Origin of the sequence: Enterobacter sp. 22499 (assembly GCF_052044815.1) — a bacterium.
In the GTDB taxonomy this organism is placed as follows: Bacteria; Pseudomonadota; Gammaproteobacteria; order Enterobacterales; family Enterobacteriaceae; genus Enterobacter; species Enterobacter bugandensis.
In genome coordinates this window covers 146,907-159,512 of record NZ_JBQENR010000001.1, presented here as the reverse complement: position 1 = coordinate 159,512, position 12,606 = coordinate 146,907, and the positions used below count along the sequence as shown (strand labels likewise).

Sequence of the window (12,606 nt, the reverse complement as noted above, 5' to 3'; positions counted from 1 at the left end):
GGTCATTACCAGGCATAAGCCTGGGGCGCTTCTCCCCCGGGTCCGGGCCAGATTTCGTCGAGACAGCTCATGGTGTCGTCTGATAGCGTGATTGTCGTTGCGTGAAGCGCCTCCCGGAGTTGTTCGACCGTACGAGGCCCGATAAGTGGAGCAGTAACCACAGGATTCTGCAGGAGCCAGGCAAGCGCCACATCGGAAGGGGTTTCGCCGAGGTCCTCACATAATCCTTCGTAGGCTTCCAGCTGCGGACGATACTGTTCGATTAGACGGGCAAACGCAGGCCTTGCACGGCGCCCGCTTGCCATCTTTTTCAGTACGCCGCCAAGCAACCCTCCGGCAAGTGGGCTCCAGGGAATCAGTCCCAGGCCAAAATGACGGCATGCGGGAATGACCTCCAGCTCAACGGTTCGGGCAGTCAAATTGTAGAGACTTTGCTCAGCAACCAGGCCCAGGGAATGACGGGTCGTGGCAACTGACTGCGCAGTCGCAATGTCCCAGCCTGCGAAATTGCTGCTACCGATATAAAGCACTTTTCCCTGCTGAACAAGGAGTTCCATGGCCTGCCAGACCTCTTCCCATGGTGTATAACGATCGATGTGATGCATCTGATAGACGTCAATATGGTCGGTCTTAAGCCGTCGCAAACTGTCCTCGCAGGCCTTGCGAATATGGTAAGCAGAAAGACGGCGATCGTTCGGACCCGGTCCCATAGGCTGATAGGCTTTCGTCGCCAGAACGATACGGTCACGGCGGCCACCCTGCTGGAGCCAGCGACCAATAATCTCTTCAGACAGCCCCGAACCTTGCTGGATATCGGGTGATTGCTCGGTGCCATACACGTCTGCTGTATCAATGAAATTGATACCCGCCTCAAGCGCTTCATCCAGAATGCTGGCGCTGGTTTTCTCGTCGGTGACGTCACCAAAATTCATGGTTCCGAGACAAAGGCGGCTGACTTTCAGGCCGGTGCGGCCAAGATGCGTATAGTTCATACACGGCTCCGTTAGGTGAATGTTCCGCCCTGACCGACGGCCAGAGCGCATAATTTTCAAGAATAACGAAGCACAATGTGTTCAGTGAGAGGCGATGGGTGGATGGACTTGTGAAAAAAATTCAGCAACGGATTAGCCCTGGTCAGTCTATGGTGTATATCATTTCCGTATCAACGCATTCGGTCCTTAACGCACAAGGAAAACGATTCTGTATGCAAATAAACAGAGCTGATGTCGCCGATCTCATTTATTTCATGGCTATTGCACGTCATCGCAGTTTCAGCCGTGCGGCGATTGAATTAGGTGTCAGTGCATCAGCGCTTAGTCATGCCCTGAAGGGACTGGAAACCCGGCTCGGGGTTCGCCTGCTTAATCGCACGACCAAGAGCGTTACCCCTACGGCTGCAGGTGAAGAACTGGTTCAGTCTGTCCTTCAGCCTTTCGACAAGATAGAAGGCGCGCTTGAATCGCTTAACCGGTATCGTAATACGCCTACCGGGCGTATCCGCATCAATGCTGCCGTTGAAGCGGCCAATCTTTTGCTTGCGCCGGTTATGCCCGCGTTTATGGATCGCTATCCTGATATTGAAATCGATATTGTGGCCAGTAACCGTATGGTTGACGTCACTGATGCGGGCTTCGATGCCGGTATCCGCTATGGTGGCACCGTCCCGGAAGACATGGTTGCCCGGCGTTTATCTGCCGATATTCGCTGGGTTATCGCAGCATCCCCCGACTACCTGGAACGTTACGGAACGCCTGAACATCCGGATGATTTGTTACACCATCGCTGTATAAGCAATCGTCTCGGCGACGATCGGATTTATCGCTGGGAACTTGAGCGAGATGGCGAAACGTACCAAATCACTGTGCCTGGCTCAGTGACGGTCAACCAGGCTGAAACGGGTCTTGTGGCCGTATTAGGCGGGGCCGGCCTGATGTATTTTCCGGAGCCTCTTGTTGCACCCTATGTGAAGGATGGAGGGCTCCGCCTGGTGCTTACGGAATGGTCCCCGCTGGAGGAAGGTTTTTATATCTATTATTCAAGCCGCCGGCAACTGCCGACCGGGCTTCGCCTTCTGATTGAGTTCATACAGGAGGCCAGGCCGCTGGGGTTGTGAAATAGCGCTTCCATACGGGACGAGGCGTTATCGTCTTTATCGCCCCGTAGCGGATATCAGAAAATCAATCAGGGCCTTCACTCTTTTCGTTTTGCCCGCGTTTTTGGGGTAATAGAGATACACTGGCGGGTAGGTTTTCCAGTAGCTCTCCATCACGGGTATAAAGCGCTCCCTGTCCGGCTGTAACTGCCAGATGGGTTCAAACAAACGTCCAATTCCCAGGCCGTTACGTATCCCGTCTGCCATAACGTCAATATCGTTGCTGATTAACTGTCCGGGCATCTCAACCGTCAACTGCTCTCCGCGATCGTTCAGAATCAACGGAAGGATGCGGTTGTTAGTAATAAAACGGTAGCCAATCAGCTTGTGTTGACTGAGATCTGACGGCACCTCAGGCGTTCCATGCTCGCGGAGATAGGCTGAGGATGCATATAACCCTTCACGAAAGGGTTTCATTAACGGCCGCGCTACCACCCCACCCTCGAGGATATCGCCAAAACGGATCCCAAGATCAAAACGCTCTTCGATAACATTCACAGTACCGTCGTAAACCGAAATTTCCAGCTGTATACCCGGATATTGCTGACAGAATTTCGCCATTGCAGGCTTAAGAATTAACAGATAGGCAAAACGCGAGAGCGTGATTCGCACGATACCAGAGGGCTCCTGATTCTGGTCGCGAATGCTTTCAAGCGAATTTTCCAGCGACTCCACCGCCGCAGCGGTCTGTTCCAGCAACAGTTGCCCGGTTTCCGTCAGCTCAATACGGCGGGTCGTACGCACAAAAAGCGGATGGCCAATATGATCTTCCAGCAGCTTAAGCGCATTGCTGACGGAGGGGGGCGTAATTTCCAGTTTTCTTGCGGCTGCCGAAATATTGCCCTCACGTGCAATGCTCTGAAAGATCCGTATCTGGTTATACAGGGCGTTATTCATAATGTGTTCCTTAAGCAATCACTGCTTAATTGTTAACTACAGCCTAAAGATGCTTAAGTCAATAATATCCCTTTAGTTCGTTTTTACTGATGCTGCGATCCACTGTTAACCACGTATTTTGAAATACACCTGTACTCATTCAGATGACATTCACTGCACAGAATGGATGCCAATAGGCGTAAGACATTAAGGTATTGATGTTTTTTAACTATTGTTTAGTGCGGGATAGTCAGTGTAGCCCACCGCATCGTTCTGTCCCGGCGCATAGAAGGTTGCAGGGTCCGGAACGTTGAGATCGCTGCCGCACGCAAATCTTGCGGGTAAATCGGGATTGGCAATAAATGGAACACCATAGGCGATGAGATCGGCCTCACCCTTGTTAATTGCATCCTCACCGGTCTGAGCATCATATCCACCATTCAGAATAAAAGTTCGCGAGAAACACTGACGAAGATAAGGTGCAATCCGCTGTGAACCTGCGACCGGAGCATCGGGCCCGGCAATACCTTCGGTAACGTGAAGGTAGGCGATGCCAATAGCGTCGAGTTGAGTCGCTAAATAACTGAATGTTTCAACCGGCGAAGAATCAGACATACCATGTAGCGACATGTTTGGACCAACCCTGAAACCAACGCGATCGGCGCCGAGCACTTCGCTCACAGCACTGACGACCTCCAGAGGAAAACGTGCACGGTTTATAATAGTCCCACCATAATGATCTTCTCGTTTGTTAGAACCGTCACGAAGGAACTGGTCAAGGAGATATCCTGAACTACCATGTATTTCTACTCCATCGAAACCGGCTTCAGAAGCTTTTTCAGCACCCTGACGAAACTGTGAGACGACATCGGCGATTTCACTTGTTAAAAGCGCGCGAGGGACAGGTGTTTGTGCTATTCCATTAGACGTAAAAACGTCTGCCTCTGCATTAATTGCAGATGGGGCAACCGGAAGGACACCATCATGGAACTCAGGATGCGAAACGCGTCCGACATGCCACAGTTGCGCAAAAATAATTCCCCCGGCTTCATGAACTGCATCTGTTACGCGACGCCATGCCTCAACCTGAGCGAGGGAATATATTCCCGGTGTTCTTATATATCCGGTACCTTGACGGCTAACCTGCGTAGCTTCAGATATTATCAACCCTGCCTGCGCCCGCTGCGCATAGTAAACAGGAGCCAGAGGGTTAGGTACATTACCGGTAACGGCCCGACTGCGGGTCATTGGGGCCATTACCATTCTATTTTTTAGTGTCAATTCCCCGATGTTATATGGGGATAAAAGCGTAAGGGGTGCATTTTTCAAGGAGCAGTACCTTTATTCTCAGTAAGAAACGAGTCGTTTTGTTTTGTAACCAGGGCTATATTACATACCGTTATTTTACCCGCAAGAAGGCACATTCATGATACCGTCAGATAAACGGACAGCACCCACCTGCAATATTTTCACCCGCGAATTGCTCAGTCGGATTGGTGATAAGTGGAGTATCTTAATCATTGCTCATCTTTCCGAGGGACCTTTGCGGTTTAATATACTCAGACGTACCATCGGTCAGGTCTCTCAGAGAATGCTGACGTTAACACTGAGAAGTCTTGAACGAGACGGGTTAGTATCGCGGACGGTATTCCCTTCGATCCCGCCACGTGTTGAATATGAGCTAACTCCACTTGGACGGACATTAATGGGGCCAGTTATGACACTTATAGACTGGTCCTTGATTCATCAGGGCGAGGTTGAAAAGGCACGTTCTGAATATGAAAGCCAGCCCGAGTTTTCGACTGATTAAGCCAGACTATTCATATACAGATGCAGGAACAGACATGTCTGGCATAGATTTACCCTGTCGCACTCCTCACCTGATTATTAAGTACAGACTAAATATGCTTAAGCCAATGGCCACCTAATCTTCTCAAAATGGCGCTCATATACTCTTCTCTCTTTCCCTTTAAACCTGAGAACAAGAGACACTTATGCGAATTTTATGTCTGGATATCCCCGCACCTGGAGCATCGCTGGAAAAGTATGCTCCACACCTTAACGCTGAAGCACTGCACGCCTGGGGATTGTATAAATCCGGCTTCATCCGCGACATCTACTTCCGTCAGGACAGACCTGGCGTCGCTATTTTTCTTGAATGTGACTCTGTCGATGAAGCGATGAACGTAATGGCCGAATTCCCGCTGGCAAAAGCAGGCTTATTAAGCTTTGAGTGCATTCCGCTTGGCTCCTTTATTAACTGGGAAAATCTCTTTGCCGCTGAATTTAAAAATAAAGAGTGAGGCCCGATATGAAACCTGCAGATAAACCCGTGCTGTGTGTCGTTTCCAGTCATCCGATTAAAGGCGCATCCGGTGTACCAACCGGTTTTTTCCTGGCCGAGCTGACGCATCCGCTGAAAGTACTGGAAGATGCCGGACTAAAAACGATGATCGCCAGCATTCGCGGGGGACAGCCGCCGGTGGATGGATTTGACCTCAGCGATCCTGTCAACGCCTGGTACTGGAACGAAACCGATTTTCAGCAGCGCCTGGCAACAACACCAGCGTTATCCGAGCTGAACGGTACCGATTACAGCGCCGTTTTCTTTGCGGGCGGCCATGGAACCATGTGGGATTTCCGCGACAGCCAGGATGCCCAGCGTATTATCCGCGAAGTGTATGAAAGTGATGGGATTGTCTCAGCCGTCTGCCACGGACCTGCGGCATTGGTTGACGCAAAGCTCAGCAGCGGCGAATACCTGGTGAAAGGCAAAAACGTGGCGGCCTTTACCAACAAGGAAGAGGAAGAAGTTCACGCCACAGATGTGGTTCCCTACCTGCTTGAGACTGCACTCCGCGAGCATGGCGCGCTTCATCATGAAGCCCCGAACTGGTCTGAAAATGTGGTTACTGACGGTCGCCTTATCACGGGGCAGAATCCCGCTTCAGCGCACGGTGTCGGTGTGGCGCTGTTAAATGCCCTCCGCCAGCCAACTTAATTCATTCATCTGTCTTTCATCTTTACTCACCCTCTTTGGCCGGTTTACGTCAGCAACGTTCCGGCTTTTTTCAGGAGCTGAATATGAAAACTCTTCCTCCAGTCGCGCTCGGCACATGGTCCTGGGGCACAGGCTTTGCCGGTGGCGACACCGTCTTCGGCAATCATCTTTCTGATACTCAGATGGCAGACGTGTTCACCACGGCCATGAGTAAGGGTCTGAATCTCTGGGATACCGCAGCAGTATATGGCATGGGGAGTTCCGAGGCAGCGCTGGGAGCATTAGTCCGTCAGTTCCCCCGCGAGGATATGATTTTATCCACCAAATTCACGCCGCAGATTGCGAACGAACAGTCAGCACAGCCTGTCAGCGATATGCTTGAGGCCAGCCTCGGACGCCTGGGTGTGGACGCGATTGATATCTACTGGATCCACAATCCCCTCGACGTTGAGAAATGGACGCCAGGACTGATCCCACTTTTACAAAGCGGTAAGGTCAAACGCGTCGGGGTTTCCAACCACAATCTCGCACAAATCAGACGCGCCAACGAAATCCTTAACGCTTCCGGTTATTCCCTCAGTGCAGTACAGAATCACTACAGCCTGCTTTATCGCGCCTCTGAAGAGGCCGGGATCCTTGATTATTGCCGACAAAATAACATCACGTTCTTTGCTTACATGGTCCTGGAGCAAGGCGCGCTCAGTGGTCGTTATGATTCAAATCATCCCATGCCTGCCGGGAGTGGCCGGGCCGAAAGTTATAACGCAGTACTGCCGCAGATAGAAAGATTAACCGCCGCCATGAAAAAAATGGGAGCCGAAAGGAATGCCAGCGTTGCACAGATAGCCATCGCATGGGCTATTGCAAAAGGTACCCTTCCCCTCGTTGGTGCGACTAAAGTCCATCACGTTCTGGACGCCGCATACGCTTCAGACATCCAGTTACGCGATGAGGAAATCATCCTGCTGGAACAACTCGCCACAGAGACCAGAGTGGATACACGAGGCGCCTGGGAAAAACCGATGGTGTAAACCCTGTCCGGGACAGACTGTCATGAATGACACTCACGAACGGGCTGTTCCGGGCGATCCTAATCTGCATCACTTTTACTGCTTTGTATGAAGGGTGAGAATATGAAAATCATTTGCCTCGAAGAACATTATCTCGACAGCGAGTTAGGGCGAGCGTGTATGCCTGTTGCGCTTGAGCAGGCACCTTTCCTTGGCGACTGGGGGAAAACCGTCGCTGATGGTCATAATCCTGACCGAAGCCGGCCGCAGATAGAAAAGAATGCTCTGATAAACGCGAAAGGCGCTGATTTGGAAAGCCGCCGCCTCAGGGATATGGATGAAGCTGGAATTACCCTGCAGATCCTCTCTGTGGGCGGATTTCCCCAGCTGGCACCCGGGGATGAAGCGGTAACATTAAATACGGCGGCAAACGACCGCCTTGCCGGGGCGGTAAGAAATCACCCGGATCGCTTCGCGGCATTTGCCACACTTCCCTGGGCACAGCCGGAAGAGGCTGAAAAAGAGCTTGCTCGCGCAGTTGAAAAACTGGGGTTTAAGGGGGCACTTCTGAATGGCCGACCCTCTTCATGCTTTCTCGATCATCCTGACTATGACTCCCTGCTTTCCCGCTTTAATAAACTGAATGTGCCACTCTATCTTCATCCCGGATTACCGGTTAAAAGCGTGCAACAGGCCTACTTCACGGGCTTCAGCGCAGAGGTCAACGCCCGGCTCTCTATGTTTGGCTGGGGCTGGCATCACGAAGCCGGGATCCATTTGTTACGGCTGATGTTATCGGGCGCATTTGATAAATATCCCCACCTGCAGGTAATCAGTGGCCACTGGGGGGAGATGCTGCCCTTCTGGCTGCAGCGTCTTGATGACAGCCTTCCGCTGGCTGCAACGGGTCTGTCACGCACGCTAACGAGAACCTTCCAGGAACACGTTTACGTTACCCCGTCAGGTATGCTGACACTGCCGCACTTCCAGTTTATCTACGCGTTAATGGGGGCAGACAGGATCCTGTTCTCCGTTGATTACCCCTATCAGACCCTGGACGGTGTAAAAACATTTATCGACAGTCTGCCCGTCAACAAGGCTGAAAAAGAGGCCATCGCGTTTCGCAATGCAGAACGTTTACTGGGCATCATGGCGTAGTTCACGGGTTCATGATGACCGGGCACAATGAGAACAGTCGACCATTATTAGTTTTTGTCTAAAAGTGAATGAGCCTTTACTGCTCTAAAAAAAATAATGGTGTCACTTTATACTGGGTTAAAAATTCACCAGCCTCTTTAACGTATTGAAATGAAAAATATCCTTGTTATTTCAGGTCATCCTGAGCTGAACCATTCCGTCGCCAACGCCACTATCCTTGATGAAGTGGCGACCGCCCTGCCCGATGCTGAAATTCGTCGTCTGGACTGGCTCTATCCGGACGGCAAATTCAATATCGCTGCGGAGCAGGAAAGCCTGCTCAGGGCCGATGTGATTGTCTGGCAGTTTCCTTTTTCCTGGTATGGGCTGCCCGGGTTAATGAAACAATGGCTGGACGAGGTCTTTGTCCACGGCTTCGCGCATGGCTCAACGGCGAAACTGGGCGGTAAAAAGCTGATCCTCTCCTTCACTACAGGGGCGCCACAGGCGCTCTATACCGCTGACGGTTTCTTTGGCCATGCCATTGAAGAGTATCTTATTCCGTTCGAGACCACGGCAAAACTGTGCAATCTTGAGCTGCTGGCGCCGGTTTATACCTGCGGTATCAGCTATGCCGACCGGGATGCCGACAAAATCGCGCAGCAAAAAACGCTTGCCCGGGAACACGCTTCAAGGCTTGTCGATCTGCTCAATTCCGTCGTGAATAATCCAGAGGGAGAATAACGATGCAGTATACCCGGCTCGGTAAAAGTGACTTACTGGTCTCCCGCATCTGTATGGGATGTATGGGGTTTGGCGACCCGTTAACGGGCCAGCATCGCTGGACGCTGGACGAAACAGCAAGCCGGGACATCATCCGCTACGGTCTCGAAAAGGGTATCAATTTTTACGATACCGCCATCGCCTATCAGAACGGCTCCAGCGAGCGATACGTTGGCCGGGCGCTGCGGGAGATGGCAAAACGCGAGGACGTGGTGCTGGCCACCAAGTTTCTGCCGCGAACCGCCGCGCAAATTGCCGCGGGGATCGACGGAAAAGAGGCAATAGCCCGATCGCTCGACCAGAGTCTGCAGAATCTGGGGATGGACTACATCGACCTCTACATCTACCACATCTGGGATTACAACACGCCCGTTATTGAGGTGCTTGAAGCGCTTCATGCCGCCGTTACTGCGGGCAAAGTGCGCGCTATTGGTATTTCCAATTGCTATGCCTGGCAGCTTGCGAAAGCGAACGCCCTTGCCGAACGCGAAGGGCTGACGCCCTTTGTTTCCGTGCAAAGCCACTACAACCTGATTATGCGTGAAGATGAACGAGAGCTCTTCGGTCTGTGCGCTGAAGATGATATCGCCATGACCCCCTATAGCGCGCTGGCCAGCGGTCGTCTCTCCCGGAAAGAAGGCCACACGCGGCGAGCCACGGAGGATGATTATGCGCGCGGGAAATATGACAGCACGGCTGAACAGGATCGGCTCATTATTGAGCGTGTCGCCGAACTTGCCGAACGGCATCAGGTGTCCATGACGGAAATCTCACTCGCCTGGCAGCTGACAAAAGTCACGTCACCTGTCGTAGGGGCCACAAAAAAAGATCACGTTGATGGCGCGGTAAACGCCGTAAATCTTCAACTGAGCCTTGAGGAAATCCGGTTTCTGGAAGAAACCTACCAGCCGCACGTTCTGACGGGGATTATGGCGCAAAACACGCCGCAAACGAAAGACGTTAAGCAGGTCTGGACGCGGTAGCAAACAGTCATTTCAGTAAAAGGATCAACGTGAAAAAGCCCCTTATGCTTTTAATTTGCATGCTAATAAGCACCTCTGTCTTTGCAACAAAACCGGACGCACCGGATAAGGTAGTGATGAATATCTTTGAGCTCGGCGTCAGACCCGATCGGGACAAAGAGTTTGCAGACGTAGCCAGACAGACGATTTCCGCTTCGGTTGATCATGAAGCAGGTACGCTGGCGATGTACGCCCTGCAACGAAGCGACAATCCACGTAAGGCATTCATGGTCGAACTCTATGAAAACGAGAGTGCTTACCGCAAACATCTGAATGCCGAACCATACAAGGCATTCGCTGCCCGGGCACCTGACATTATCGATCGGAAAAATAAAATCACTCTGAAGCCACAGTTTCTGGGCGACAAACACATCATACCGAATGAGCGAACCATTAATAATCTGGTGATCGTCGAGGTAAAGCCTGAATTTCAGACCGAATTTAAAAACATCGTCCTTCCTGAAATGGCCGAGTCGCTCAAAGTAGAGAAAGGCGTGTTAGCCATGTATGCCGCTACAGACTCACAGAGTCCGAACCGCTGGTATTTCTATGAGATTTACGCCAGTGAGGAGGATTATCAACTGCACCGACAAACGCCGCACTTCCTGGACTATCTCAGGCAAACGGCGCATATGAGCGCCAGGAAGGACGCTATCCCGGTAAAACCGGTATTTCTTCGTAACAAAGGCGGAATCAAACAGGATCCGCACCGTTGACCAGTGAGGATTAACATGAAAAGCGTGATTGCAGCGGCGGCCATGTCGCTTGTTATTTCTGATTTTGCTAATGCTGAGGAAACAAGAGGTAAAGCTATGATGAAAATTGAACCTTCAGCGATTCCTGAAGCTGATATTCGTTCTGTCTCACCGGCTCTTGCGCGCTTTGGTCGAGAAGCGATTACTGAAGATCTGTGGACACGCGATGCCCTCTCGCCCAGGGATCGTAGTATGGTGACCGTCGCCATGCTGATTGCCCGTAACCAGCCTGCCGAGCTTAAGCACTATATTGACGTCGCTCTCGATAGCGGCGTTACGCCAGCAGAATTGTCAGATATCATTACCCATCTGGCGTTCTACTCAGGTTGGCCAAATGCAATGTCAGCCGTCAGCGTGACCAAAGCAGTATTTGAAACTCGTGGCGTCACGGCAGATGCACTTCCTGAAGCTTCTCCGGACCTGCTTCCTCTCAATCAGGAAGCAGAAAAGCAGCGTTCAGAGACAGTGGAAAAAAATGTAGGCCCAATATCTCCAGGCCTGGTTAAATTTACTGCTGACCCCCTGTTACTGGATCTCTGGCAAAGACCCGCGCTGAAACCCCGCGACAGAAGCCTGATTACGGTCAGCGCGTTAATCGCATCTGGACAGAGCGCGCAGATTGGCTATCACCTCAACAGAGCGATGGATAATGGACTTTCTGCTGAGGAAGCTGGGGAGATCGTTACCCAAGCCGCGTTTTACGCTGGCTGGCCAAACGCATTTACCGCTGCTCCTGTTGTCGGAGAGGTATTAAGCAATCGCTCATCGAGTAAAAGGTAATATTACTGAACACTAAAACCTGACGCACATCACAAAATTAGAACGAACGTTCGCGTTGAATCGGATGCGGTATCGACGCGCTTCATTCTCTCCGTGCCGAAAAAAAGTGGCCTGAGCCGTCAGCGTACAGCGCGGCACACCTCCAGCACCTTTTCTCTGAGCCAGCGATGCGCCGGGTCCTTTTCCATGCGCGGATGCCACATCTGTGACACCGTAATGCTCCGGGTTTTAAACGGCAGTTCAAAGACGTGCACGCGCTCGGTCATCGGCTGATTGAGCAGATAGAGCGCCGGCACCATGGCAACGAGATCGGAGACCATCGCCACCGATAACGCCGTCGGGAACCCTGGCACCACGCTGGCAATTTTGCGCTTCATCCCGCGTTCCGCCAGCGCCTCATCGACAAATCCGTGTAACGAGCCGTCGGGCGAGGCCACCACGTGCCCCCAGGCGACATAATCCTCAAGGCTGACTGACGACAGCGAGGCCAGCGGATGCCCCTGGCGTACCGCGCCCACAAACCGGTCCTGAAAGAGCCGTTGCAGACGAATTTCAGGCCCCATATTGCTCTGCACGCCGATCTCGAGGTCAACCAGCCCCTCACGCAGATAGCGCGACGTTTTCTCAGGTTTCGGCGAAAAGCGAATGCAGACGTCGGGCGCCACCGCCGCCACTGCGGCAATGAGCAGTGGCCCAAACGCCACCACAAAGCCGTCGTTGGCTCGGATGGTGAACAGGCGCTCCATACGCTCAACATTCAGCGTTTCCGTGGAGGGTTGCAGTACCGCCCTTGCCTCATGCACAGCGCTTCTGGCCCGGTCCCGGGTGGCTTCGGCCCAGGGCGTCAGCACCATCTGCCGACCGGCCCGCACCAGGATAGGATCGCCTGTCACCTCCCGCAGCCTGCTCAGGGTGCGGCTCATGGCGGAGGTGCTCAGGTTTAAGCGCCGCGCCGCGCCAGCCACGCTGGCTTCGGCCAGCAGAACGTCGAGCGCAACCAGAAGGTTAAAGTCAGGATCGGACACGATAGCTCCTCAGATAAGGCGTTATATGCAACGATTAAGTGCAAGCGCTGCGTCTTCCGCCCTGT

14 protein-coding genes are annotated in these 12,606 nt (G+C 52.4%); 10 read left to right on the top strand and 4 right to left on the bottom strand.

Features of this window, described 5'->3' with window-relative positions; genetic code table 11:
* Positions 1 to 5 precede the first annotated feature (5 nt).
* Positions 6 to 992, bottom strand: a complete 987-nt coding sequence (locus ACTJI7_RS00735) for an aldo/keto reductase (RefSeq protein WP_192979201.1) — start codon at positions 990 to 992, stop codon at positions 6 to 8.
* Positions 993 to 1,204: 212 nt separating this feature from the next.
* Between ACTJI7_RS00735 and ACTJI7_RS00730 the strand changes: the two genes are divergently transcribed.
* Complete coding sequence (locus tag ACTJI7_RS00730) at positions 1,205 to 2,113, top strand: LysR family transcriptional regulator (RefSeq protein ID WP_063154086.1); 909 nt, start codon at positions 1,205 to 1,207, stop codon at positions 2,111 to 2,113.
* 36 nt (positions 2,114 to 2,149) lie between these two features.
* On the opposite strand, the gene ACTJI7_RS00725 is transcribed toward ACTJI7_RS00730, so the two are convergent.
* Both ACTJI7_RS00725 and ACTJI7_RS00720 read right to left on the bottom strand, forming a co-directional pair.
* Entirely contained in the window at positions 2,150 to 3,049 is a 900-nt protein-coding gene (locus ACTJI7_RS00725; protein WP_063154088.1) for a LysR family transcriptional regulator, read from the bottom strand.
* A 204-nt stretch (positions 3,050 to 3,253) separates the two neighbouring features.
* Entirely contained in the window at positions 3,254 to 4,357 is a 1,104-nt protein-coding gene (locus tag ACTJI7_RS00720) for an alkene reductase (protein ID WP_063154090.1), read from the bottom strand.
* A gap of 97 nt (positions 4,358 to 4,454) precedes the next feature.
* Here ACTJI7_RS00720 and ACTJI7_RS00715 point away from each other — a divergent pair, with 97 nt between their 5' ends.
* The 9 genes from ACTJI7_RS00715 to ACTJI7_RS00675 all read left to right on the top strand — a co-directional run bounded on the left by ACTJI7_RS00715 (position 4,455) and on the right by ACTJI7_RS00675 (position 11,516).
* A complete protein-coding gene (locus ACTJI7_RS00715) occupies positions 4,455 to 4,838 on the top strand; it encodes a winged helix-turn-helix transcriptional regulator (RefSeq protein ID WP_072050288.1) in 384 nt (127 codons plus the stop codon).
* 184 nt (positions 4,839 to 5,022) lie between these two features.
* Complete coding sequence (locus ACTJI7_RS00710) at positions 5,023 to 5,331, top strand: hypothetical protein (RefSeq protein WP_014831950.1); 309 nt, start codon at positions 5,023 to 5,025, stop codon at positions 5,329 to 5,331.
* An 8-nt stretch (positions 5,332 to 5,339) separates the two neighbouring features.
* A complete protein-coding gene (locus tag ACTJI7_RS00705; protein ID WP_047368563.1) occupies positions 5,340 to 6,029 on the top strand; it encodes a type 1 glutamine amidotransferase domain-containing protein in 690 nt (229 codons plus the stop codon).
* Between the two features lie 83 nt (positions 6,030 to 6,112).
* On the top strand, positions 6,113 to 7,060 hold the full coding sequence (locus ACTJI7_RS00700; RefSeq protein WP_048958796.1) for an aldo/keto reductase: 948 nt from the start codon (positions 6,113 to 6,115) through the stop codon (positions 7,058 to 7,060).
* A 102-nt stretch (positions 7,061 to 7,162) separates the two neighbouring features.
* Positions 7,163 to 8,197 carry an amidohydrolase family protein gene (locus ACTJI7_RS00695; protein WP_063154092.1) on the top strand — a complete coding sequence of 345 codons (1,035 nt, stop codon included), beginning with the start codon at positions 7,163 to 7,165 and terminating at the stop codon, positions 8,195 to 8,197.
* Between the two features lie 150 nt (positions 8,198 to 8,347).
* Positions 8,348 to 8,920: an NAD(P)H-dependent oxidoreductase gene (locus ACTJI7_RS00690; RefSeq protein ID WP_063154093.1), complete on the top strand. Its 573-nt coding sequence runs from the start codon at positions 8,348 to 8,350 to the stop codon at positions 8,918 to 8,920.
* Between the two features lie 2 nt (positions 8,921 to 8,922).
* Complete coding sequence (locus tag ACTJI7_RS00685) at positions 8,923 to 9,942, top strand: aldo/keto reductase (RefSeq protein WP_440669495.1); 1,020 nt, start codon at positions 8,923 to 8,925, stop codon at positions 9,940 to 9,942.
* A 59-nt stretch (positions 9,943 to 10,001) separates the two neighbouring features.
* The gene (locus tag ACTJI7_RS00680; protein WP_193531922.1) at positions 10,002 to 10,697 is read left to right on the top strand and encodes a putative quinol monooxygenase; all 696 of its coding nucleotides are present in this window, start codon (positions 10,002 to 10,004) and stop codon (positions 10,695 to 10,697) included.
* A 15-nt stretch (positions 10,698 to 10,712) separates the two neighbouring features.
* Positions 10,713 to 11,516 (top strand): carboxymuconolactone decarboxylase family protein, encoded by an 804-nt coding sequence (locus tag ACTJI7_RS00675; RefSeq protein WP_440669493.1) that lies wholly within the window; start codon positions 10,713 to 10,715, stop codon positions 11,514 to 11,516.
* A 119-nt stretch (positions 11,517 to 11,635) separates the two neighbouring features.
* Here the strand turns inward: ACTJI7_RS00675 and ACTJI7_RS00670 are convergent, their stop codons facing one another.
* Positions 11,636 to 12,541: a LysR family transcriptional regulator gene (locus tag ACTJI7_RS00670; protein WP_045260531.1), complete on the bottom strand. Its 906-nt coding sequence runs from the start codon at positions 12,539 to 12,541 to the stop codon at positions 11,636 to 11,638.
* Positions 12,542 to 12,606: the final 65 nt, after the last annotated feature.

Bases quoted from the DNA above. Each gene is read 5' to 3' on its own strand.
- ACTJI7_RS00735 (WP_192979201.1), bottom strand. From the start codon at position 992: ATGAACTATACGCATCTTGGCCGCACCGGCCTGAAAGTCAGCCGCCTT.
- ACTJI7_RS00730 (WP_063154086.1), top strand. From the start codon at position 1,205: ATGCAAATAAACAGAGCTGATGTCGCCGATCTCATTTATTTCATGGCT.
- ACTJI7_RS00725 (WP_063154088.1), bottom strand. From the start codon at position 3,049: ATGAATAACGCCCTGTATAACCAGATACGGATCTTTCAGAGCATTGCA.
- ACTJI7_RS00715 (WP_072050288.1), top strand. From the start codon at position 4,455: ATGATACCGTCAGATAAACGGACAGCACCCACCTGCAATATTTTCACC.
- ACTJI7_RS00710 (WP_014831950.1), top strand. From the start codon at position 5,023: ATGCGAATTTTATGTCTGGATATCCCCGCACCTGGAGCATCGCTGGAA.
- ACTJI7_RS00705 (WP_047368563.1), top strand. From the start codon at position 5,340: ATGAAACCTGCAGATAAACCCGTGCTGTGTGTCGTTTCCAGTCATCCG.
- ACTJI7_RS00700 (WP_048958796.1), top strand. From the start codon at position 6,113: ATGAAAACTCTTCCTCCAGTCGCGCTCGGCACATGGTCCTGGGGCACA.
- ACTJI7_RS00695 (WP_063154092.1), top strand. From the start codon at position 7,163: ATGAAAATCATTTGCCTCGAAGAACATTATCTCGACAGCGAGTTAGGG.
- ACTJI7_RS00690 (WP_063154093.1), top strand. From the start codon at position 8,348: ATGAAAAATATCCTTGTTATTTCAGGTCATCCTGAGCTGAACCATTCC.
- ACTJI7_RS00685 (WP_440669495.1), top strand. From the start codon at position 8,923: ATGCAGTATACCCGGCTCGGTAAAAGTGACTTACTGGTCTCCCGCATC.
- ACTJI7_RS00680 (WP_193531922.1), top strand. From the start codon at position 10,002: ATGCTAATAAGCACCTCTGTCTTTGCAACAAAACCGGACGCACCGGAT.
- ACTJI7_RS00675 (WP_440669493.1), top strand. From the start codon at position 10,713: ATGAAAAGCGTGATTGCAGCGGCGGCCATGTCGCTTGTTATTTCTGAT.